Raw genomic sequence first — 22,334 nt, forward strand, 5'->3', positions numbered from 1 at the left:
CGAAAACGGAGCACCCCTCCCCAAACGGGCTGCGCCCGTTTGACCCTCCCACAGGGGGAGGGTGGGAAGAGGGGCATTTTGCGCCCGCCGCCCGTTTCGCTAGACTGTGGCCAATGGAAAACGAGCGGCGCCGGCAAAAGGCGCCCATCAGGAGACGTCATGCTGAAAATCTACCACGCCAAAAACACGCGTTCGGTTCGTATCGTCTGGCTCTGCGAGGAACTGGGCATTCCCTATGAGCTGAAGACGCTCAATTTTGCGCCGGCGGACCTTCAGTCCGAGGCCTATCTGGCGGTGCATCCGCTCGGCAAGGTGCCGTCGGTCGACGACGACGGACTGATCCTCAACGAGTCGGGCGCCATCACGCAATATCTGCTCGCCAAACACGGGCGCGGCCGCCTTGAGCCGAAGCCGGGCACGCCGGAGCACGGGCACTTCCTGCACTGGCTGCACTTCGCCGAAGCGACCTTCATGGTGCCGCTCGGCAATATTGCCCAGCATGCGTTTCTCCGTCCGGAAGCCGATCGCATTCCGCAGGTGGCGGCCGAAAGCCAGGTCGCGGCGAAGAAGATGCTCTCGATCGTCGACCGCGAACTGGCCGGCAAGGACTTTATCTGCGGCAAGGATTTCACCGCCGCCGACACGATGATGGGTTACAGCCTGCACCTGTGCAAACTCTTCGGCCTGCTGACCGACGATTACCCGAATGCCGTCGCCTATTTCGCGCGGCTGTCGTCGCGGCCGGGCTTCCAGAAAGCAACCGCCTGAACGCGGGGAGAAGAAGCGATGCCAAGCAAAGCTATCGACGTCAAACCGATCTCCGGCGCCCTCGGCGCCGAGATCGAGGGCGTGGACCTGTCGAAGGATCTCTCCAACGAGACCTTCGACGCCATCCACCAGGCCTTTCTCGATCATGTAGTGATCTTCTTCCGCGACCAGCACATCAGCCATGACCAGCACAAGGCCTTCGGCCGCCGCTTCGGCACACTGAACATCCATCCTTACGTGAAGGGCATGGACGGCCATCCCGAGATCATGCAGATCGTCAAGGAACCCGAAGACCGCATCAATTTCGGCGGTGGCTGGCATTCCGACATGTCGTTTCTGGAAGAGCCGGCCCTGGGCTCGATCCTCTATGCGCGCGAAGTCCCGCCTTATGGCGGCGACACGCTCTGGGCCAACCAGTATCTCGCTTACGAAACGCTGTCGGACGGCATGAAGAAAATGCTCGAAGGCCTGAAGGCCGTCCACACGGCGAAAGGCGAATACAGCGAGCGCGGCCACTCGGCGCAGAAACGCAAGGGCATGGAAGTCGCCACCGCCGGCGACGACACGCCCTTCTACGAGCATCCGGTGGTGCGCACCCATCCCGAAACCGGCCGCAAGGCGCTCTATGTCAATCCGGCCTTCACCGAAAAATTCGTCGGCATGACCCGCCGCGAAAGCCGGCCCTTGCTGAACTTTCTCTTCGAGCATTGCACGCAGGAGCCTTTCACCTGCCGCTTCCGCTGGACGAAAAACGCCATCGCCTTCTGGGACAACCGCGCCGCCCAGCATTTCGCGCTCAACGATTATCACGGCTATCGCCGCCACATGGAACGCGTGACGGTGGACGGCGACCGCCCGGTCTAGAGCCTTTCCAGGCCTCGCGCGCTTGTGATGCGCCGTCATCGGCCGGCCGGGCTATGCTCGGCCGCGTCGAACAGGAGCCGCGCGAACCCGTCATGGAATCGGTCTATTACGTCCTCACCTATGCCTGTCACCGCAAGTGCCGTCATTGTTACGACACGCGCTTCCGCCCCTATGTCCGCGACGGCTTGAAGGCGGTCGTCGGCGAAGGCGTCGACAATTATCGCCGCATCATCGCCAACCTGCCCGACAGCATGGTCTATCGCGACCCCGGAAAGCCCGGTGCCGATGGAACGCCATCGGAGCGCATCGGCCGCATCATCATGGCCGGCGGCGAATTGCTGATCGACCCGGTACGCGAAGCCCTGCTCTATCCGGCGCTCGACGCCGTCCGCGAGAAATATGGGGCCCGCGGCGCCCGCGTCAGCATGCAGACGACCGGCGACATCGTGACCCCGAAAATGCTCGACGAATTGCGCGCCCGCGGCGTCTGGATGATCGCGGTTGCCAGCATGGACGACTATCACGTCGGCATGGAAGGCGAGAAGCGCCTGCCCTTCATGGAAAAGCTGAAATCGATGTTCGAGGCCGCGGGCTTCAATCCCGTGCCCGACGCGGCAAGCACCCGCGACCATCTCCTTGAGGACGGTCCCTTTTATGTTTTCTTCGGCGCGCAGCCCGGCCAGTGGATCGCCGAGCTCTGGCCGCGCGGACGCGCCTGGGAGAACGGCCTGTCGAAGGCAACCATGGAAACCAATTTCTGCGCCCGCTGGTCAGGCGCGAAGAATTTTCTCAATCACGGCTGGGCGGGATCGGAAGTCGCCATCGAACCCAATGGCGACGTCTTCCCCTGCTGCCTGAAAACGAAACTGCCGATCGGCAATCTGACCGAGGAACGCCTCGTCGACATTCTCGACAGCCTGAAAGGCCATCCGGTCTTCGAGGCCCTGAACGCCGGCGATCCGCTGCACATGGGCGAGAGCCTCGGATGGAGCGCCGATGATTTTGTCGAGGCCTCGCACACGACGACGCCGCAAGGCGCCCCTTACGCCAATCTCTGCATCGGCTGCGACCGCTTCCACGAAGAAAAACTCGGTCCGCTCATTCGCGGTCTGCGCACGCAACGGTTGAGCGCTTCGAAAAGCGTTGCGGCCACCGCCGGCGGGCGGGGATAAGTTTTTTCGCCTCGGCGCCGCAATATATCCCCTCATGCATCTGCGAAGGAGAGGCCGGTGCACCATCCAGAGCCCCTTTGAGCGTGCTTTGGAGAGCACCAAAAAAAGCACGAAATTCGCTGCCGGATGCGGGATAAGTCGGCCCGAAAGTCTTTTGTGACAGTTTTATGACAGTTTTGTGACAGAGGGGGGTGTTTCAGCCCCTTTTTGCTGTCCGAATCCGTACACGGAGCAAATATTTCCGCCTATTCGGCCGGCGCGTGGACCTCGCGTCCCGCCTTCGCCGCGACCCGCCGCTCCCGCCAGCCGGCCAGGATCAGATAGACCGTCGGCACGACGAACAGCGTCAACACGGTACCGAAACTGATCCCGCCCACAATGACGAGACCGATGGAGCGCCGGCTTTCCGCGCCGGCGCCGCCGGCAAGCGCCAGCGGCATCGCACCGAGCACCATCGCACCCGTCGTCATCAGGATCGGCCGCAGTCTGAGGCCCGCCGCTTCCACCACCGCCTCGTAAACCGGATGGCCGCGTTCGCGCAACTGATTGGAGAATTCGACAATCAGAATCCCGTGCTTGCTGATCAGGCCGACAAGCGTAATCAATCCGACCTGGCTGTAGATGTTGAGCGTCGTGCCCGTCAGAAACAGAAGCAGCAGCGCGCCCGCAATCGACAACGGCACGCTGACCAGAATGATCAGCGGATCGAGAAAACTTTCGAACTGCGCCGAAAGAACCAGGTAGATAAATAGCAGCGCCAGAACGAACGTAACGGCGATGGTGTTGGACGATTTGACGAACTCGCGAAGCTGGCCGTCGACATCCGTCTGTGCGGTCGCCGGCAACAATCTTCGTGCTGCCTCGTCGAGAAATGCCTGCGCCTCGCCCATCGAATAGCCGGGCGCAAGATTGGCGGAAATCGTTGCGGCACGAAGTTGATTGAAGCGGTTGAGCGCGTTGGGCGCGACGGTCTCCGTCACCGATATGAGATTGGAGAGCTGCACCATTTCGCCGGCGCCGCCACGGACATAGATATTGCTGATGTCGTTCGGCGTCTGGCGCTCCTCATCGGCAACCTGCACGATCACATCATATTGCTTGCCGCCCTGCTCATAGCGCGTCACGCGGCGTCCGCCGAGCAGGGTTTCAAGCGTCCGGCCGACGGTCGCCACATCGATCCCCGCGTCCACGACCTTGTCGCGATTGACCGCAATGTCGAGTTGCGGCTTCTGCAATTTGAGATTCGTATCCGGATTGACGAAGCCCGGATTGAGGCGGACCTCCTGCATGATCAGGTTCGCGTACTGGTCCAGCTCCTCATAGGTGCCGGATGCCTGGATCACATATTCGACCGGCAACGAACGTCCGCTTTGTCCCAGCGATGGCGGGTTGATCGCAAAGGCGCGGATACCGGGGATGCGGCCCAGCTTTGGCTGAATTTCATTGACGATCTCCTGCTGCGTGCGGCTGCGCTCGCTCCAGTGAATGAGGCGCGAAAAGGACACGAGATCGGTGATCTGCGGAAATCCGGAGACGACCAGATAGCCGGCAACTTCGGGAATATCGGTATATATCTGCTCGATCTGCCGCGCATAGCGGGCTGAAAATTCAAGCGTTGCACCTTGCGGCGCCTGCCCGACGACGAGCAATGTACCGCGGTCCTCCAGCGGCGCCAGTTCACGCTGCAACAACATCATCAAGCCGGCACAGGAGACGCCGACGATAACCGCGACGGCCACCACCACACGCTGCTTTTCGAGCGCGCGGTGCAAGAGCTTCTTGTAACCCGTATCGAGTTCATCGAGCTTGTCGCCGAGCCAGCGCTGGATACGGCCCGGACTCACTTCATGACGCAACAGCTTCGAACAGAGCATCGGCGTGAGGGTGAGCGCCACAAATCCCGACACAACCACCGCACCCGCCAGCGTCAACGCGAATTCGAGAAAGAGCTTGCCCGTGCGCCCTTCGGCAAAGCTGACCGGCGCATAAACGGCGACGAGTGTCAGCGTCATCGCAATGACGGCAAATGTAATCTCGCGCGAACCGTCGATGGCGGCCTGGAACGGCGTCTTCCCCATTTCGATATGCCGGTAGATATTTTCAAGCATGACGATGGCATCGTCGACGACGAGGCCGATTGCGAGAACCATCGCAAGCAGCGTCAGCGTGTTGATGCTGAACCCGAACATCAACATGATCGCGAAACTGGTGATCAACGCGATCGGAATGGTAACGACCGGAATGAAGGAAGCCCGCACCGTCCGCAAGAAGACAAAGATCACCAGAACGACCAGAACGATGGCCTCGATGATGGTCTCGTAAACCGAACGGATGGATTCGGCGATGAACACGGACGTATCGTAGCCCACGAACGACGCCATGCCCTCCGGCAGCGACGGTGCCAGATCGTCCAGCGTCCTGCGCACGCCCGCAGCAACCTCGAGTGGATTGGCTGTCGCCTGTTTGACCACACCGAGCGAGATCGAGGTTTCCCCGTTATACGTCGCGGAGCGCCGGACATTCGCCGCCGCAACCTCGACCCGCGCCACCTGCGAAAGCCGGACCTGAAATCCGTCGCTCTCCTTGACGACGATGTTCTCGAACTCTTCGGGTGTTTGCAGTGCCGTCTTGGCAAGCACCGTAAATTCCCGATCGAGGCTTTCAATGCGGCCGGATGGAATCTCCGTGTTCTGAGCCCGGATGGCGTTTTCAACATCCTGTACGGTAAGGCTGTAGGCTGCGAGACGCGCACGATCGACCCAGATGCGCATCGAATATTCGCGACCGCCGAAAATGCTGACCTGCGCGACGCCCGGCTGATTTTGCAGTCGATCGCGAACGATGCGGTCCAGATAGTCGGTGATTTCCAGCGACGTCATGCGATCGCTTTTGAAGGCGATATACATGATCGGCTGTGCGTCGGCCTCGACCTTGGCGATAATCGGCTCGTCGACGTCGGTCGGGAGAAGCCCGCGCGCGCGTCCGACGCGATCGCGCACATCGCTGGCTGCGACATCCGGATCGGTCGCCAGCGTGAAGCGCGCGGTGACCTGGCTTTCCTCGGGCCGACTGGCCGACGACAGCACTTCGATACCTTCGATACCCGCCATCGAATCCTCGAGCGGCTGCGTCACCTCGCGCTCGACGACCGAGGCGCTGGCACCGCGATAGACGGTCGTCACCGTCACCACCGGCTCGTCGATTTCGGGATATTCACGCACCGACAGCCGGTCATAGGACACGACCCCGATCAACATCAGGATGAGGCTGACGACAGTGGCGAAAACCGGGCGGCGAATGAACAGTTCGGAAATATGCATGCCCCGGGTCCCCGCTAACCGGCCGGGTCGGGGCGAGGTTGCTCATCGGTCGCGGAGATCGGTTCGACCGGCTCGCCGTCCTGCACCTTGAGTTGACCGGCGACAATCACCGTCTCGCCCGGCTCAACCCCCGATGCGATCTCGACCTGCCCCGGCCGCCGCTCGCCCGTCTCAACCGGACGCAGACTGGCACGCCCGTCAACCACGACGAAAACGGCCCTGCGGCCGGTCTGGTCGGTCACGATCGCGGATTCAGGTACCATGATCGACTCCCGCGTCTCGGTGACGATGTCGACGCGTCCGAAAAGGCCGGGCCGCAACTCGCCGCCTTCATTCGCAAGCAAGGCGCGAACGCTGACCGCGCGCCCGTCGATGCTGACGACGGGATCGACGGCGCTGACCACGCCTTCATAGGCTGTGCCCGGAAGCGCATCGAAGATGATCCCGACCTTCTGACCCTTGCGAATCCGCGTCAGGAAAACTTCGGACACGCGAAAATCGATGCGCAGATTGTCGATATCGGCAAGCGTCGCGATGGGCTCTCCGGCGGTGAGATACTGCCCGAGGCTTACCTGCCTCAGCCCGGCGATGCCTGAAAAAGGCGCCTTGATGGTCGCCTTGTCGAGCGCCGTCTGCGCGGTTGCAAGCTCGGCTTCCGCCGACTTGAAGTCATTGAGCGCTTCGTCGCGTGCCCGCGCCGTTCCCGAACCCTGCCGGACAAGTTGCTCCGCGCGCTGATAGTTGGCGCGCGTCAGCGTCAACCGCGCCTCGGCCTGCGCCAGCCGCGCCTTGAGGTCGTCATCATTGAGCCGGAGCACGACCTCGCCGGCTTCGATTCGCTGCCCGTCGGTAAAATCGATGCTGGTAACGACGCCCTGGATTTCCGGTGTCAGCACGATCGATTGATCGGCCTGCAGCGTACCAAGAGCGGAAACGCGAACCTCGATCGGCGCAAGGCGCGCTTCGACGACCTCGACGACCGGTGGCGGAAAACCGCCCCATTGCTGTCCCGCAAAACGGTCATAGAGGCGGTAGAGGAAGAGGATGACGAGCAAGGCCGCAAGCACAGCCAAAATCCCGACGATGATCGTGCGGGGCGAAAGCTGTTTCAGGGAAAGCTGCTTCAGAGGTGGCATGAATTATCGCTTGTTGGGCCGCCCCTCGAATTGGAACGAGCCATGTCGACAGATGAAAGTAATCGGTCGGCGCGCCCAGCGAGCCGGCTTGGGCATTCTGGAATAGGTCATTTACACGGGCAGGAAAATGGCAATTTGCCAGCATTGCCCACAATGCGGGCGCCATGAACGGTCTGCGGGGGGCAATGGTGGGCGTGACAGGGATTGAACCTGTGACCCCTTCGATGTCAACGAAGTGCTCTCCCGCTGAGCTACACGCCCATTGCCATTCCCGAGCGCCGGCGGCGGGCGCCGGCGGGGGCCTGATCCAGCCCCGAAGGCCGTTCCTATAACGAGGATACCCTTTAAAGACAAGCCGGAAACGCGAGCGCGGAGGCCGGCGCCGGGTCGCTCAGGCGGCGACCATCAGCCGTTCGACTTCGGCCACGAGGTCGCGCAGGTGGAAGGGCTTGGAAAGTACCTTGGCATCCTTGGGTGTCGCCACCTCGGGATTGAGCGCGACGGCGGCAAAGCCGGTGATAAACATGATCTTGAGCGTCGGATCGAGTTCCGCGGCAAGCCGGGCCAGCTCGATGCCATCCATCTCCGGCATCACGATGTCGGTCAGCAGAATATCGAAAACATCGTTCTTGAGGCGCCGATGGGCCTCGTCGCCCTGGCCATAGGAAACGACTTCATGGCCGGCATTTTCCAGCGCCTTGGCCAGAAAGCGGCGCATGGATTCGTCGTCCTCCGCGAGCAGAATGCGTGCCATAGGTCCAGCCCGATCCGTACGTTGATGCCCCATTGCGGAAGCGGGTGTGCAACCTGACGGCCGGCCCCTCTTCCCATATGAGGCCCAGTTTAGGATTCCAATAGTAAACAGGATATGAAGCCGGGCACGCCATATCCGTTTTCGTCCGCCATTTTCGGTACCTGGTCCGGCGGTTCGCGCTCGGCAAGACAGTCGTGCTACGCTTAGCTGCGGGTGCTCGGGTGCCCGCGACCCGCAACGGCAAAACAGGCATTTCGGTACGTCTCCAGATGGACCTGTCTCCAGAAACAATAAGCGCAACGTCGGGCACCGAAGGCCGGGACGCGACCGAAGCCGGGCTGTTTGAGCGCCCGATCATTGTCGAAAGACCTGCCAGTCAGCGGATTCCCTTTGTTTTCACTTCGCCCCATAGCGGACGGTGCTACCCCGCATCGTTTGTCGACGCCTCCAACCTCGACGCCCTGACGCTGCGCCGGAGCGAAGACAGCTTTGTCGACGAACTCTTTGCCGGCGCGGTCGAACTTGGGGCACCGCTGCTTCATGCCCGCTTTCCCCGCGCCTATCTCGATGCGAATCGCGAGCCCTACGAGCTCGACCCCTCGATGTTCGCAGAGCCCCTGCCGCCACATGTCAACACGCGTTCGCTCCGCGTTGCCGGCGGCCTCGGCACCATCGCGCGCGTCGTCTCGGACACGACCGAAATCTATCGCGAGCCCTTGTCCTATGCGGTCGCCGAGGAACGTATCCGGCGCCTCTACATGCCCTTTCATGACACGCTGAAACACCTGTTGGAGGACACGCTGAAGAGCTTCGGCTGCGCCATTCTGATCGATTGCCACTCAATGCCGTCAGTCGGCGGCCCGACCGACGACGACAGCGGCGCCGACCGTCCGGACATTGTGCTGGGCGACCGCTATGGCACCTCCTGCGCCGGCGCCATAACGGCCGAGGCGGAGCGCATCCTGCGGCGCCAAGGCTACAGTGTCGCCCGCAACAATCCCTATGCCGGCGGCTTCAACACCGAACATTACGGCCGCCCGCGAAGCGGCCTTCACGCCCTGCAGATCGAGATCAACCGCGCCCTTTACATGGATGAGGCGCGGCTCGAGCCGATGCCGGGCTTTGTCGAGGTGCGGAAGGACATGACCGCCTTCATCGATGAGCTGTCAGCTTGGGATTGGTCGGCCCTCGCACTTGGCGCGCGCGGCGCGGCGTTCTGAGCGCGCCGCCAGACACCCGCCATAGCCGGTCATTTCGACAAAAAAAGGGGCCCTGGCGAACCAGGGCCCAAGTTTAGGGAGGAAACGCCCAGGAAGGGCTACGGCAACGGGAGAAACCTCAACCGATGCCGCAATGCACAAGGTGACATTGCACTGCACAAAAATCAAGAACCAAAGAGAAAAATATTTTCTGGATAAGTCGCCCAAATCTGCCATTTTTTGTGGCAAGAAGCCTCTTTTTTCGACCCTCAATGTCACATGTGCAGTGCACCACATATCGGCCCAAGGGCCGTCAAACGCTCCTTGGCCCGCAGCGGGCTGCATTGCAAACGTTCCTTAACGCCCATGTCCCATGATGACCGCCTGAACTGTCGCAATGCCTGCGGGCCTTGTGACCTCAAGGCAAAGGGCTGGGACGGATGGTCGCCAAGGCGCGTCTTATCAAATTCGGGACACGCGGTGTCGCTACGGCGACGGTGCTGGCGGTTTCATTTCTGTTGGCAGGTATCGTTCAGGCCAGCAACGGCGAGGCCGCACACGACCCGGCCTCGCTCTGTGAGAGCGCCACGCGTCACCACGAAACAGCAAGCGCCTTTCCCCGTGCGCTGCTGACCGCGGTTTCGCTAGCAGAATCCGGTCGCTTCGATGCCCGGACCCGCCAGTCGCGCGCCTGGCCATGGACCATCAATGCCGAAGGCCGCGGCTACTATTTCAAGACCAAGGAAGAAGCCGTGCGCGCAACGCAGCGCCTGCTCGACAGCGGCATGCGTTCGATCGACATCGGCTGTATGCAGATCAATCTCCGCTATCACCCCGACGCCTTCGCAAGCCTCGAAGACGGCTTCGATCCAATGATCAATGTCGCCTACAGCGCCGATTTTCTGAAGCGCCTTCGCGCGCAGACGGGAAGCTGGCCGAAGGCAGTCGCGCACTATCATTCGCAGACCACCGCGCGTGGCGGCCCTTATTTTGCCCGCGTCATCCGTATCTGGGAAAACGAACGCACCCGTATCGCCAACGCTTCCTATGTCGCTCCGGCGCCGTATCGTGAACCGCGGATCGACATTTCGGGCGAGCTGAAGCCAGCTATCGGGCCTGCTTCGGAGCGGCTTGCGGGGAAACATTCAGGTAGCGAAATCGTGACCGCGAGCATCGTGCGCCCGGCGCCGAAGGTGCTCGATCGGATGCCGGACCAGAAGGTCCGCGAAACGGCGATCGCGACCGTCGGCTTGCGCCTGTCGATCGCCGATGGCGACTTCGGAGCCGCCGGCGACACGGTCGTTCAGCAGCCGCCGCGCGTCCTTGACCCGGCGCAGCCGACACGCATTGCCGAAGCGGACATACCCGGCATCTAGATCCGGCGCGGAAAACCATACATTCGGGGGAATACGGCGTGGGCACGTTTGGTGGGGCGATGAAGAATCTGGCGGACGTACTGAACGATTCCGTCATCTGGCAGATCGTCGACATCATGTCGGCGCTCTTTATCGTCGGCATCGGCTGCGGCGTTCTTGCGATTGCTGTGCTCTTCATTATCGACAGCACACAGACGAAACACGCGGTACGACGCAACTATCCCGTCATCGGTCGCTTCCGCTACATCTTCGAAGCGCTCGGCGAGTATTTCCGCCAGTACTTCTTTGCAATGGACCGCGAAGAACTGCCCTTCAACCGCGCCCAGCGCGCCTGGGTCTACCGCGCGGCGAAAGGCGTCGACACGACAGTGGCCTTCGGTTCGACACGCGACCTCCGCCCCGCCGGTACCGTCACTTTTGCCAACTGCCCCTTTCCGACACTCGACCGGAACGCCGCAGAGACGGCGTTGATCGAAATCGGGCCCTATGCGCGCAAGCCCTTTCGCACGGCATCGATCTACAATATCTCCGGCATGAGCTATGGCGCGATCTCGAAACCGGCCGTGCTGGCGCTTTCAAAAGGCGCGCGCATGGCCGGCATCTGGCTCAACACCGGCGAAGGTGGATTGTCGCCATACCATCTCGAAGGCGGCGCCGACATCGTCTTCCAGATCGGTACCGCAAAATACGGCTGCCGCGACGCAGACGGCGCATTGTCGGATGAAAAACTCGCGGCGCTCGCCGCGCACGAACAAATCCGCATGTTCGAGATCAAGCTGAGCCAGGGCGCCAAGCCTGGCAAGGGCGGCATTCTGCCGGGCTCGAAGGTGACGCCGGAAATCGCGGCCATTCGCGGCATTCCCGCCGGCCACGACTCGATCAGTCCGAACCGCCACCCGGAAGTCGACAGCATCGGCGAGTTGCTGGACTTCGTCAGCCATGTGCGCGAGATCACCGGCAAGCCGACGGGCTTCAAGCTGGTGCTCGGCGCCTATGACTGGCTCGACGAGCTTTGCGCCGAAATCAACCGCCGCGGAATCCAGAACGCGCCCGACTTCATTTCGCTCGACAGTGCCGATGGCGGCACGGGTGCAGCACCAATGCCGCTGATCGACTATGTCGGCCTGCCGATCTGGGAAAGCCTGCCCGTGCTCTGCGACACACTGGAACGCCACAAGCTCAAGTCGCGCATCCGCGTGACGGCGAGCGGTAAACTAATCACGCCCGCCGAAGTCGCCTGGGCGCTCTGCGTCGGCGCCGATTTCGTCTGCTCGGCGCGCGGCTTCATGTTTTCGCTTGGATGCATCCAGGCGCTTCAGTGCAACAAGAACACCTGCCCGACCGGCATCACCACACACAACAAGCGCCTGCAGCGCGGCCTCGATGTGACCGACAAGGGCGAACGCGTGCGCCGCTATGCCGAGCGCGTGACGCAGGAAGTTTGCGTCATCGCCCATTCCTGCGGTGTTACCGAACCGCGCCGCCTGAATCGCGAGCATGCGCGCATCATGGGGCCGGACGGTGTGTCGGTGTCGCTGGCCGACTATTATGGCCGTTGGGCCGACGCCGCCGCGCTCCCCTCGCGCAATGGCATCAGCCGCCCGCGCTTCGGTGCCGACGCCGCTTAACCCGGAATCACCAGCCGCAAAAACTGCGTGCCCTGTTCGATCGTTTGCGGCAGGTGGCCGCGCGCATCGCCATCGACTTCGACGGCAAGACCGGCTGGGCCCGTCACGTCGATGTGCCGCGCCGGCAGCGCCTCGACGCTGCGCAACTTCGCGGCGCAGCCAAGCGCCAGCGCGACAAGAAACCGGACAAAGCCGAAGCGGCTTCCGTCATGCAGAAGAAACAGTGTCAGGCCGGGTGATGTGATGTCGGACTGCGGCGCGAGAACGAAGGGACCCGCATAGTTGCGCGCATTGGTGACGATGGCCCAGGCGGCGCGCTTCTCCCGGCCATCAACGACAAGGCGGATGTCGCGACCCGGGCCGCGCGCCCATTCCTTCAGCCCCGACCAGACGAACGCACCCTTTCCCCACAGGCGTTTCAGGCGCGGGTCGATGCCGTGAACCACGATGCCGTCGAAACCGATACCGACCATCAGCAGGAAAATCTCGCCATCGATCAGCCCGGTTCCGATCAACTCCGCTGGACCGCCCAGCAACATCGATGCAATTTCCTCCGGCTGCGGACGAAGACCGATCTCGATGGCCAGCACATTTGCCGTGCCGAGCGGCAGAATACCGAGCGGCACACCCTGACCGACAAGGCCGCGCGCCACTTCGTTGATGGTGCCGTCGCCGCCGGCCGCAACGATCACATCGGCCTCGCCGCGTCGCGCGGCCGCGCGCGCAAGCTCGGTCGCATGTCCGGCAGCGCGCGTTTCCTCGATTGTCACCTCGGCGCCACCGCTGCGCAGCCGCGCGACAACGCGATCGAGCAAGGCCCTGTTACGGTTCCCGGCCGTCGGATTGACGATGATGTGGATCAAACGGCGCAGCAGCAAAACAGGCCCTTACCCCCCCTCTGTCACAAAACTGTCACGAAACTGTCACAAAGCCCAAAGTCGGCTCGCCCCGCGAACAGGCACGGCTCGAATTTTTGCACGAGCGAATTAGCCGAAGAAACTTATCCCCGGTCAACTTGCATCATCGCCCGATCGAGAATCATCAGGACGAGACTCGACAGCACGATCGCCAATGCCATGGTGACGACGGTGTGGGACAGGTAGTGTTGACCGCGCGCCATTTGATAAAGGCCCAGCCCCCAACCGGCGACAAGGCCTGGCGCCCAGTAGCGCAGCAACAGACGCTCCCCCAGCGGCGCCAGCACGCGCACCCCCATCAGACCGAATCCGGCCGAGGCATGGCCGGCCGGCCAGCATCGCAAATGCGTATTGTAGGGCACGAGCGAGAGCAGACGATCCCATATCGCGACATGCGCATAAGGACCGCCGAAGAACAATTCCTGCGCCGGACAGGAGACGCCGGTTACCTTCTTCAGCAGACCGACGATCAGCGGCGTCAGACCGAGCACGCATAGCGCGCCGACAAGGCACGTATCGAAGGCGGTCCAGCGCCGCATCGTCGCCCGGGCAATCAGCCAGAGAACCGCTCCACCCCCCACCAGGCCGACGGCGATTTTCAGGCCCTTGTAGAAAATCCGGAATTGCCATCCGCGATCATCCGGCGGGATCAGCCAATGCGCCGCGCCGGTGTCGAAAAAATGCGCCTGGACCGCAATGTCGACTGCATGGACCGACGGCCACACCGTCAGCAACGCGATGGCGCCAAGGCCGATGCCGATTTCCACGCCGAAGCGCGGCCGCGCCGGACGGCCGGCGATCCCTGTGAAGTAACTCATGGAAGCGCGAAACCAGTATTGCCCGCAGACTGTTGAGCCACGGACGCCGGCCGGCGACAGGGCGCAAAAATATCGAGATCCTTCAAGTAGACATCGCTGCGCACGCCGAACATGCCAAGCACCGAATGGAAGAGATTGTCGTGGCTGAACGCCGCGCCGCTCTCCGCTGCCAGACAGGCCATGTCCAGCGCCATCTTCTTTCGGTATCCCGCCGACGCCCAAACCACCATCGGCACATGCTTCTGCACGTCAGGCGCAAACATGTAGGGCATGCCATGAAGATAGATACCGTTCTCGCCGAGCGACTCGCCATGGTCGGAGACATAGATCATCGCGGTGTCGAAGCGGTCGGACACATCCTCAAGCAAACCGATGGTCTCGGCGAGTATGTTGTCGGTATAGAGAATGCCGTTGTCGTAACTGTTGACGATCTCTTCCTGACTGCAAGACTGAAGCTGGTTGGTATCGCAAGTCGGCGTGAACACGCGGAAGGCCTCGGTGAAGCGCTTGAAGTAGGACGGCCCGTGACTGCCGATCTGGTGCATCACCACAATCATGTCATTGTCGGCCGCAGCAAGAGCCGAACTGAGCTGCCGGACCAGAAGATCGTCGCGGCAGTCGCCACCTTCGCAAAACTCGGTATCGCCGAGACTCCACGTCGTCTCGCTCGGCACGCGCGCGCAAACACCCTTGCAGCTTGAATTGTTTTCGAGCCAGAGCACGTCGACGTCGGCGCGGACGAGAATATCGAGCACATTTTCGCGCATCAGCGCCTTCGCCGCGGAATAGTCGGCACGGACGAGATCGGAAAACATGCAAGGAACCGACTCGGCAGTCGAAGTACCGCAGGATCTCACCTCGCCGAAATTGACGATATCGAGTTTCGACAATTCGGGATTGGTCTGCCGTTCATAGCCGTTAAGCGCGAAATGATCGGCCCGCGCGGTCTCGCCGACGACGAAAACGACCAGTGTTTTCTTGCTGTGCGGCGCATCCAGCGCGCGGCCCCGCGCGACGCTCTCGGCGATCGGCGTATAGGTCGCAGCCATCGCCGATGGCACCGCGGTGGCGTAACGGACCGTGGCATAAATTGCCGCCGACGGGTTGATCATGAAGCGCACTTCGCGATTGTTGCGGAGAAACGACGCATAATCCTGAAAGAACATCGCGGCGATGAGAGCAACAAGTACAAAACTGCCAAGAATGACGCCGCCGCGGATCAGGACCTCCTGCCGCCAGGGGCGAAGGGCGAGCGGCACGAACCACAACAGCAGCGCCGGAACGATGCCGAACAAAACGAGCTGCGCGACCAGACGCAAGGACAGCAGATCGCCGACTTCGCGCGCGTCGGTCTCGATCACATTGGCGATCATGGTCTTGTCGACCATCGCGCCGTAGCTCGACGCGAAATACGAGATCGCCGCCGCCGTCACGAGAAGAAGAGCAAGCACCGGCTTCAGTACACGCGGCATCGCCACCGGCTGCAGGACAAGATTGAAGGCGACGGTCAACAGGACGGCGATGGAGACAATAAAGGCGATGTCGTGAAACGACCGGCCCGGCCAGACAGCCAGAACCATCGACCAGAGCTGCCCGTTATAGAAAAGGACCAGAGCCGCCGAGACCAGCAGCGCCAGCCAGACCGGGTGAATTGCCGGCAGGCGAGGAACATCGGCAACAACACGCCGAAACGAACGATATAAATCCATCTGATTCGGAAGCCCCGACGGCGTGCAACCGCGTCCGGCACAGGCCGGTGTGGCTTTTCGAGCACGGTTTCAGGAAATTCATCCGAGTTTGCTTACAAGCGCCTTACGGCGCGGCCTCAACCGGAACCGGACGGCAGGACCAGTGAAAATGCCGCACCCCGGCCGGGTTCACGCGTAACCTCGATGCGACCGCCATGAACCTCGGCGATGCGGCGGGCAATCGAAAGGCCGAGACCGGCGCCGCCATAGGCATGCGGCTGCAGCCGGACGAAACGTTCGAAGATGCGGGCCTCGTCGCCGGGTGCCACACCGGGGCCCTCGTCGATGACGTCGATACGACCGGCACGCCGGAGCCGCACCTCGACGGTGCCGCCGGGCGGACTGTGGGCAAGAGCATTCTCGACAAGATTGCGCAGCGCGAGAGCCAGAAAGCCGGCATTGCCGCGCACGCGGACAGGCCCGTCATCGGCGCCGGTGAGCTCAAGCGACTTGCCCGCACGGACCGCCACCGGGGCCAGCAGCCGCGTAACGTCAAGCGCCACATCCTGCAGACCGGCCCACTCGTCCGGCCGCAACTCGAGGGCATCGGCCTGGGCGAGCCAGAGAAGCTGCGCGACGAGACGCTCGATGCCGTCCAGTTCCTCGACAAGTTGCGGCACCTCGTCAAGCGCCGAAAGCGTTTCGATATGCGCCTTGAGCACGGCAAGCGGTGTCCGGAGTTCATGCGCGGCATTGGCCGTGAATTCGCGTTCGCGCGCATATCCCCGCTCGATCCGGTCGAGCGCCGCATTGAACGCACCGACAAGCGGCCGCACTTCCTCGGGCAATCCATTCTCGGGCAGCCGGCGGTCGAGCGAACCCGGGCCGATGCCGCGCGCAAGCGCCGAAAGCCGCGTCAGCGGCGCCAGCGATTGACGCACGGTCCAGACGGTGACGGCGACGATGAGCGCGGCAAGAACCAGCAGAAAAACCCAGGACTGTTCGAGAAACTCCGAGACCAGCGAATCCGCCAGAACATCGGGATGGACGGAGCCCTGGGCGACCTGGAGATAGAGCGGCGGCGATGTGTTCGGCACCTGCATGGTGACGCCGTAATAGTCGCCGCGGCCGGACAGATCGGCAAAGGCGAAGTAGGCGTCGTCACCGGGTCCCGGCAACGGCGCAAGCGGCGATGCAAGTCCGTGCGAAGCATCGAGAACCCGTCCCCTGCCGTCGAGCAGCGCGAACATGTATTGCCGGTCGGGACGGCCATAGGCCTCCTCAAGCGACTTCGGCAGCGACAACACGGGCATGCCGCCCTCTCCAAATGAAATATGCGCCGCGATATCGCCTGCCTGTGCAAGGAGCGTCCGGTCACGCAGCGAATCCCGCTCCATCGCATATTGAACGCTGAGAATGACCAGCAGCAGCACGAAGCCCAGCGCGACGATCGCCAGCATGCGGCGAATGAGGCGGGCGGCGAGAGAATTGGAGAACATGCTCATGTCTCGCTCAGCAGATAGCCGATCCCGCGCAAGGTGTGAACCTCGACGGTAGCCCCTGTTTCCAGAAGGTGTTTGCGCAGGCGATGCACCGCGACCTCGACGGAATTGGACGCAACCTCCTCACCGAAAGCGTAGAGCTTTTCTTCGATCGATTCCTTCGGCACGACCCGTCCCTGCCGGCGGAGCAGGATTTCGAGCAGGTCGGTTTCGCGCCGGGTGAAGGCAACCGGCGCGCCGGCGATCGAAACCTCGCGCGCCACGGTGTCGAATTCGATGTTACCGGCGGCCAGCCGCAGACCCAGCGCCTGCCCCGGACGGCGCATCAGCGCCCTGAGACGCGCGACCAGTTCTTCCATCGCGAAAGGCTTGAGGAGGTAATCATCCGCCCCCCTGTCGAGGCCCGCCACGCGGTCCTCGATGCGGTCGCGGGCGGTCAGAACGAGGACAGGCAGATCGCTGCCCGACCGGCGCAGATGCGTCAGAAAATCGAGGCCGTCGCCATCCGGCAGCGCCAGATCGAGAATGACGGCGTCATAATTGACCGCTTCGACGGCAGCCCGCGCGCTTTCGAGGTCGTGGCAGGCATCGACGGCAAAGCCCGCCTTATGGCAGCCCTTGGCGATATGCGCCGCCAGACGGCGATTGTCCTCGATGACGAGAAGCCGCATGAAAATCCCGGAAATGCGCCAAACAGCAACACTCTAGCATGCCGGACCCGGGGCGCCGGGGGCGGCAGACTGTCACATAAACGTCATCAATCTGTCACAAAACCTTGTTGGGCAGCCCTCATATTCCCGGCATCGGAGCGGGACGAATCGGTGTTCCAACCCTCCGTCGAAGGATGAAGCGACCGACGCAAGATGAGTGCAACAAGGCGATCGACACAAATATGACAGTGATCGAGACGGGCCTGCCGAGACGACTTCAAGATGCGGCGACCGCGCCGCCGCCGAAATCGGCAAAAAAATCCCGCAAGGACGCGGCCCGCGCCAAGGCGCGACGCGGCGGGCTCGACGAGAGATTGCTTGGGCCCCGCCCCAAACACTGCAAACAGCACCGCACGCTTTTTCTTTCCGACATTCATCTGGGCACACCCGGCTGCAAGGCCGAACTGTTGCTCGACTTTCTGCGCCACAACGACGCCGAGACCTACTACCTGGTCGGTGACATCGTCGACGGCTGGCGCATCAAGCGCTCCTGGTACTGGAACGCCGCGCATAACGCGGTGGTACAGGAATTCCTGCGCAAGGCGCGCAAGGGCGCGACGATCATCTATGTGCCCGGCAATCACGACGAGGCGCTGCGCGACTATACCGGTCTCAATTTCGGCGGGATCGACGTGATCGGCGAAGCGATCCACGAAACGGCCGACGGAAGGCGCCTGCTGGTGCTGCATGGAGACCAGTTCGACAGCGTGGTGAAATATGCCAAATGGCTCGCCCATCTCGGCGACCGCGCCTATGGCCTGGCGCTGGTACTCAACAACTGGCTGCACGAAGTGCGCCGCTTCTTCGGCCTCCCCTACTGGTCGCTCTCCTCCTATCTGAAGAACCGCGTCAAGAACGCGGTCGAGTATATCTCGAGCTACGAACAGGCCGTCGCCCGCGAGGCGCGCGAACGTGGCGTCGACGGCGTGGTCTGCGGCCATATCCACCATGCCGAAATGCGCGACATGGACGGCGTGCTCTACTGCAATGACGGCGACTGGGTCGAAAGCTGCACCGCACTGTCGGAAGACGAGACGGGCACCCTGTCGTTGATCGCCTGGCAGAAATTTTCCTGGGAGAACGGTCTGGGCCATCTCGAAACTGAACCGCATGACGAAGACGCCATGCCGGCATTGAACGCCGCCTGATGCCCCGCAGGACAGTGCTCGCGCCCCTCGCTCCGCTCGCGCCGAGAAAGAAGCGGCGCGTCGCAAGGCTTTTGAGCCGGCTGCGCGGCAAACCGCTGCCGACCGATGTCGGCCGCTTTTCGGAACCCTTGCGCATCGTCATCGTCTCGGACGCCGCACCGCCGCAGGTCAACGGCGTCGTGCGCACGCTGCAGCAGCTGACGCAGCATCTCGAAGGCATGGGGCATGAAGTGACCTTCATCACGCCCGATCTCTTCCGCACGGTTCCACTGCCGACCTACAAGGAAATCCGGCTGGCGCTTTTCCCGACGCGCAAGATCGCGCGCCTGATCCGCGATGCCAATCCCAACGCCGTCCATATCGCCACGGAAGGGCCCCTCGGGCTTGCGGCGCGGCGTTTCTGCCTGCGCAAGAACATTCCCTTCTCGACTTCGTTCCATACGCGCTTCGCCGAATATCTGAACGCCCGCACCGGCATTCCGCTCTCCTGGGGCTATGCCTTCCTGCGCCGCTTCCACGCGAAATCGGCAAGCCTGATGGTGGCGACGCCGTCCTTGCAGGCAGAACTGAAAGAACGCGGCTTCGGCGAACCGGTGATCTGGTCGCGCGGCGTCGATGTCGAACGCTACAAACCGCAGGCAAATCTGCGCGATGCGCATCCACTGGGCCTTGCACGGCCGGTCTGGCTTAATGTCGGCCGCATCGCGGTCGAGAAAAACATCGAGGCCTTTCTCGATCTCGACCTGCCGGGCACAAAAATGATCGTCGGCGAAGGCCCGCGCCTCGAACATCTGAAGAAGCGCTATCCGGAGGCGCATTTCACCGGGCCGCTGTTTGGCGAAGAACTGGCGGCGGCCTATGCGGCGGCCGATGTGTTCGTCTTTCCGAGCAAGACCGACACATTCGGCCTGGTGCTGATCGAGGCGATGGCGGCGGGAACGCCGGTTGCCGGCTACCCGGTGCAGGGCCCGGCCGATGTACTGGCTTTCACGCCCGACGGCGCGAAAGCCGGCGCGCTGGGCGAGGACCTGAAAACCGCCTGCATCAAGGCGCTGCGCCTCAACCGCGACGATGCGCGCGCCTATGCGATGAACTTCTCCTGGGATGCCTGCGCGCGTCAGTTCATTTCGAACCTCGCGCTGGAAGAGATGCCGGGCGCCGAGGAAATGGCCGAAATGCGGGCGGCGATGGAAGTGGTGGGCTAGCAACGACGACGCAGGAAATCTTCCCCCTGTGGAAGGGCCGAAATCTGCGGCACATGTGCAGCGCAGGTTTCGGGGAGGGACGGACCCCTCCGACGCAACGAACACGCCATCGGATGTACATGGCTGTTCGGCCGCAATCCCTCCCCAAACCGCTTGCAGCGGTTTGACCCTCCCACAGGGGGTGGGTGGAAAGCCGCGGAATGCGTCCGAAAAGATATCCCCAATTGTCAGCGCGGCGCTCGATCCCCATATAGGGACTATCTTCGGAAATGCGCCCGCTGGTCCCTACTCCACCCCCGTCGGCAACCCGTCGATGCTGACGCGGTTCTTTTCCTGCCAGTAATCGGCGATGCCGGCCTCGCCTCGCACCCATTGAAGCGCTCACTAGAGCGAAGACTCTGAAGCGGAAAATCCGTAAGCTCCTTCTCCTTCGAAAGAGGAAATTGGAGGGCTTATGGATCTGATGTTACTGCGCGCATTTCAACGACAGGTCGAGCTACAGTGCCAGTTCCTTCTTGCAGCAGCGACCGATATCGATGCCGGTCTACAGAAACACAACGTCCAGCAAACATTCTACGGCATCCAGAACCTATTGAATGCTGCCGCTAACGTCTCCAAGGCACTCTATGGCTCAGGGGCTAAAAAGGCCGCAAACAGAAAGCCCCTCCGGGATAGCGTCGGCGTTGATGACAACAGCCCCTTTTGCGAAGTGGCCATGCGCAACAATTTTGAGCACTTGGATGAGCGCCTTGAGCGCTGGTGGAGCGAATCTCAATCGCACAACATCTGCGACATGAACATTGCCTCGCGTCAAAGCATCTCGGGCATCGAGAGCTTGGGCTGGTTCCGAAATTTCGACCCCCAAACCGCGGAGGTGACGTTCTGGAGCGAGGACTTCAACATTAAAAACATTATAAACGAAGCCCAACGGATTCTCCCGAAGCTTCAAGAAGAAGCAAATAAGCCTCACTGGGAGACAGGTGGTCCGTGATCGCTTGGGGTGGATGAAAACACCCGAAAAGATATCCCCAATTGTCAGCGCGGCGCTTGATCCCCATATAAGGACCATTTCCACCACTACGCCCTACTCAACCCCCGTCGGCAGACCGTCGATGCTTGCGCCATTGTTATGCCCTGAGAAAATTGCTCAGTACAAAAACCATCGCATTCTCCCAATGTCCCCGTCGGCGATTGAGACGCAAAGGTGTCCGAGCCAAAAATGGTCCATATGTTAACGAATCACCATGCACCGAATCAGCCTTAGTGCTCGCCAGCGATTCGAAAGTCTCATTTCAACTACAAGAAGTGGTGCTACTGAGATATCGACCCCACTATGGGTTGATCTTGCCCGCTCATCTAACGCATTGATCCGACTCTCCTATTTGGAATGACGCAATCCATGCACCGGACCCCGCGCCGAAAGGCCGCACTCATGGACCCGAGTTAAAAGAATATTAGTGACTGGAACGCTTTAACTGTGGCTAGGTATGCCCTAATTCTCTGCCTGTAACGCAGGCAGGGTCGGATCGGAGAGGTTCGGCCGATCTCTGGGGCAGTGGCAGGAGGTTCATATGGCGGAAGAGTTTGGACGCAGCCTTCCAAGGCTGGAGGCTCGTGATTCCGTATTCGATAGCAGATCGAGCAACGCTCCCAAGCTTAGCTGGGAAGTTTCGGAGCAGACCCTTCAGGCTGTGCGCGAAATCGAGCGACAGGCCCGCATACCCGAAGTGTCGATGGGGTTCGCGCTCTTGGATTAATCCGAGTGCTGAGAAAAAAGCTTTGAACTAACTAGACGAGCAGCCGAAAGGCTGCTTTTCTTTTAGGATGATTACTTACCAATCTCTCGACACTGACGCCGAGTGGGATTCTCTGCACAAACAGATATTCCCTCACTCTCATCCAGTTGCCGACAAATTGATTCTACAACTGAAAATTCTCAATGCTAAGGTCGTCCTCATCGAGTCCGAGTACCTTGATAGGGATTATTCAGATTCGTATTCCGCCTTCTATTCAAAGGTTTATCGGCGACACAACCGCACATGTCGGAGGTTCCATTTTTTTAACTGCGGCCTAGATGCCCTTGCAACATCATTAGACGCTCAGACTAGATCAAAGGCCGTCAACGACGC

17 protein-coding genes and 1 tRNA gene are annotated in these 22,334 nt (G+C 61.6%); 9 read left to right on the top strand and 9 right to left on the bottom strand.

Translation table 11 applies throughout. The features are described 5' to 3' along the window. Positions 1 to 159: 159 nt before the first annotated feature. Genes Q7V31_RS04000 through Q7V31_RS04010 form a run of 3 tightly spaced genes read left to right on the top strand, consistent with a single transcriptional unit; the run spans position 160 to position 2,804 of the window. A complete protein-coding gene (locus Q7V31_RS04000) occupies positions 160 to 768 on the top strand; it encodes a glutathione S-transferase family protein (RefSeq protein ID WP_304732548.1) in 609 nt (202 codons plus the stop codon). Positions 769 to 786: 18 nt separating this feature from the next. Continuing rightward, entirely contained in the window at positions 787 to 1,632 is an 846-nt protein-coding gene (locus Q7V31_RS04005) for a TauD/TfdA family dioxygenase (RefSeq protein WP_304732549.1), read from the top strand. A gap of 53 nt (positions 1,633 to 1,685) precedes the next feature. Continuing rightward, positions 1,686 to 2,804 carry a radical SAM/SPASM domain-containing protein gene (locus Q7V31_RS04010; protein ID WP_304732550.1) on the top strand — a complete coding sequence of 373 codons (1,119 nt, stop codon included), beginning with the start codon at positions 1,686 to 1,688 and terminating at the stop codon, positions 2,802 to 2,804. A gap of 245 nt (positions 2,805 to 3,049) precedes the next feature. Here Q7V31_RS04010 and Q7V31_RS04015 read toward each other — a convergent pair whose 3' ends face one another. From Q7V31_RS04015 to cpdR, 4 genes are all read right to left on the bottom strand, one after another. Continuing rightward, positions 3,050 to 6,124: an efflux RND transporter permease subunit gene (locus Q7V31_RS04015; protein WP_304732551.1), complete on the bottom strand. Its 3,075-nt coding sequence runs from the start codon at positions 6,122 to 6,124 to the stop codon at positions 3,050 to 3,052. Positions 6,125 to 6,138: 14 nt separating this feature from the next. Then, positions 6,139 to 7,260: an efflux RND transporter periplasmic adaptor subunit gene (locus Q7V31_RS04020; RefSeq protein ID WP_304732552.1), complete on the bottom strand. Its 1,122-nt coding sequence runs from the start codon at positions 7,258 to 7,260 to the stop codon at positions 6,139 to 6,141. A gap of 186 nt (positions 7,261 to 7,446) precedes the next feature. Further along, positions 7,447 to 7,521, bottom strand: a tRNA-Val gene (locus Q7V31_RS04025). A 130-nt stretch (positions 7,522 to 7,651) separates the two neighbouring features. Beyond that, on the bottom strand, positions 7,652 to 8,014 hold the full coding sequence (gene cpdR / locus Q7V31_RS04030) for a cell cycle two-component system response regulator CpdR (RefSeq protein WP_304732553.1): 363 nt from the start codon (positions 8,012 to 8,014) through the stop codon (positions 7,652 to 7,654). A 269-nt stretch (positions 8,015 to 8,283) separates the two neighbouring features. On the opposite strand from cpdR, the gene Q7V31_RS04035 reads away from it, so the two are divergent. The 3 genes from Q7V31_RS04035 (at position 8,284) to Q7V31_RS04045 (ending at position 12,217) form a co-directional block, all read left to right on the top strand. Continuing rightward, positions 8,284 to 9,234 carry an N-formylglutamate amidohydrolase gene (locus Q7V31_RS04035; protein ID WP_304732554.1) on the top strand — a complete coding sequence of 317 codons (951 nt, stop codon included), beginning with the start codon at positions 8,284 to 8,286 and terminating at the stop codon, positions 9,232 to 9,234. 419 nt (positions 9,235 to 9,653) lie between these two features. Beyond that, positions 9,654 to 10,589 carry a hypothetical protein gene (locus tag Q7V31_RS04040; protein WP_304732555.1) on the top strand — a complete coding sequence of 312 codons (936 nt, stop codon included), beginning with the start codon at positions 9,654 to 9,656 and terminating at the stop codon, positions 10,587 to 10,589. 38 nt (positions 10,590 to 10,627) lie between these two features. After that, positions 10,628 to 12,217 carry an FMN-binding glutamate synthase family protein gene (locus Q7V31_RS04045; protein WP_304732556.1) on the top strand — a complete coding sequence of 530 codons (1,590 nt, stop codon included), beginning with the start codon at positions 10,628 to 10,630 and terminating at the stop codon, positions 12,215 to 12,217. Here the strand turns inward: Q7V31_RS04045 and Q7V31_RS04050 are convergent. The 5 genes from Q7V31_RS04050 to Q7V31_RS04070 all read right to left on the bottom strand — a co-directional run bounded on the left by Q7V31_RS04050 (position 12,214) and on the right by Q7V31_RS04070 (position 17,813). Continuing rightward, positions 12,214 to 13,095 (bottom strand): diacylglycerol kinase family protein, encoded by an 882-nt coding sequence (locus Q7V31_RS04050; RefSeq protein WP_304732557.1) that lies wholly within the window; start codon positions 13,093 to 13,095, stop codon positions 12,214 to 12,216. The genes Q7V31_RS04045 and Q7V31_RS04050 overlap by 4 nt on opposite strands. A 122-nt stretch (positions 13,096 to 13,217) precedes the next feature. Then, complete coding sequence (locus Q7V31_RS04055) at positions 13,218 to 13,952, bottom strand: phosphatase PAP2 family protein (protein ID WP_304732558.1); 735 nt, start codon at positions 13,950 to 13,952, stop codon at positions 13,218 to 13,220. Beyond that, positions 13,949 to 15,661, bottom strand: a complete 1,713-nt coding sequence (locus Q7V31_RS04060) for a phosphoethanolamine transferase (protein ID WP_304732559.1) — start codon at positions 15,659 to 15,661, stop codon at positions 13,949 to 13,951. Before Q7V31_RS04060 ends, Q7V31_RS04055 begins: the two co-directional genes overlap by 4 nt. A gap of 116 nt (positions 15,662 to 15,777) precedes the next feature. Further along, positions 15,778 to 17,145, bottom strand: coding sequence for an ATP-binding protein (locus Q7V31_RS04065; protein WP_304732560.1), 1,368 nt, complete (start codon positions 17,143 to 17,145; stop codon positions 15,778 to 15,780). Beyond that, positions 17,142 to 17,813 carry a response regulator transcription factor gene (locus Q7V31_RS04070; RefSeq protein ID WP_304732561.1) on the bottom strand — a complete coding sequence of 224 codons (672 nt, stop codon included), beginning with the start codon at positions 17,811 to 17,813 and terminating at the stop codon, positions 17,142 to 17,144. Before Q7V31_RS04070 ends, Q7V31_RS04065 begins: the two co-directional genes overlap by 4 nt. A 221-nt stretch (positions 17,814 to 18,034) precedes the next feature. Between Q7V31_RS04070 and Q7V31_RS04075 the strand changes: the two genes are divergently transcribed. The 3 genes from Q7V31_RS04075 (at position 18,035) to Q7V31_RS04085 (ending at position 21,196) form a co-directional block, all read left to right on the top strand. Continuing rightward, the gene (locus tag Q7V31_RS04075) at positions 18,035 to 19,000 is read left to right on the top strand and encodes a UDP-2,3-diacylglucosamine diphosphatase (RefSeq protein ID WP_304732562.1); all 966 of its coding nucleotides are present in this window, start codon (positions 18,035 to 18,037) and stop codon (positions 18,998 to 19,000) included. Beyond that, the gene (locus tag Q7V31_RS04080; protein ID WP_304732563.1) at positions 19,000 to 20,205 is read left to right on the top strand and encodes a glycosyltransferase family 1 protein; all 1,206 of its coding nucleotides are present in this window, start codon (positions 19,000 to 19,002) and stop codon (positions 20,203 to 20,205) included. The genes Q7V31_RS04075 and Q7V31_RS04080 overlap by 1 nt, the downstream gene beginning before the upstream one ends. 454 nt (positions 20,206 to 20,659) lie before the next feature. Continuing rightward, entirely contained in the window at positions 20,660 to 21,196 is a 537-nt protein-coding gene (locus Q7V31_RS04085; RefSeq protein ID WP_304732564.1) for a hypothetical protein, read from the top strand. Positions 21,197 to 22,334 lie beyond the last annotated feature (1,138 nt).

It is taken from the genome of Parvibaculum sp. (assembly GCF_030651915.1).
Classification (GTDB): Bacteria; Pseudomonadota; Alphaproteobacteria; order Parvibaculales; family Parvibaculaceae; genus Parvibaculum.

Coding starts and splice junctions, on each gene's coding strand:
- Q7V31_RS04000 (WP_304732548.1), top strand. CDS start 160: ATGCTGAAAATCTACCACGCCAAAAACACGCGTTCGGTTCGTATCGTC.
- Q7V31_RS04005 (WP_304732549.1), top strand. CDS start 787: ATGCCAAGCAAAGCTATCGACGTCAAACCGATCTCCGGCGCCCTCGGC.
- Q7V31_RS04010 (WP_304732550.1), top strand. CDS start 1,686: ATGCTCGGCCGCGTCGAACAGGAGCCGCGCGAACCCGTCATGGAATCG.
- Q7V31_RS04015 (WP_304732551.1), bottom strand. CDS start 6,124: ATGCATATTTCCGAACTGTTCATTCGCCGCCCGGTTTTCGCCACTGTC.
- Q7V31_RS04020 (WP_304732552.1), bottom strand. CDS start 7,260: ATGCCACCTCTGAAGCAGCTTTCCCTGAAACAGCTTTCGCCCCGCACG.
- cpdR (WP_304732553.1), bottom strand. CDS start 8,014: ATGGCACGCATTCTGCTCGCGGAGGACGACGAATCCATGCGCCGCTTT.
- Q7V31_RS04035 (WP_304732554.1), top strand. CDS start 8,284: ATGGACCTGTCTCCAGAAACAATAAGCGCAACGTCGGGCACCGAAGGC.
- Q7V31_RS04040 (WP_304732555.1), top strand. CDS start 9,654: ATGGTCGCCAAGGCGCGTCTTATCAAATTCGGGACACGCGGTGTCGCT.
- Q7V31_RS04055 (WP_304732558.1), bottom strand. CDS start 13,952: ATGAGTTACTTCACAGGGATCGCCGGCCGTCCGGCGCGGCCGCGCTTC.
- Q7V31_RS04060 (WP_304732559.1), bottom strand. CDS start 15,661: ATGGATTTATATCGTTCGTTTCGGCGTGTTGTTGCCGATGTTCCTCGC.
- Q7V31_RS04065 (WP_304732560.1), bottom strand. CDS start 17,145: ATGAGCATGTTCTCCAATTCTCTCGCCGCCCGCCTCATTCGCCGCATG.
- Q7V31_RS04070 (WP_304732561.1), bottom strand. CDS start 17,813: ATGCGGCTTCTCGTCATCGAGGACAATCGCCGTCTGGCGGCGCATATC.
- Q7V31_RS04075 (WP_304732562.1), top strand. CDS start 18,035: ATGACAGTGATCGAGACGGGCCTGCCGAGACGACTTCAAGATGCGGCG.
- Q7V31_RS04080 (WP_304732563.1), top strand. CDS start 19,000: ATGCCCCGCAGGACAGTGCTCGCGCCCCTCGCTCCGCTCGCGCCGAGA.
- Q7V31_RS04085 (WP_304732564.1), top strand. CDS start 20,660: ATGGATCTGATGTTACTGCGCGCATTTCAACGACAGGTCGAGCTACAG.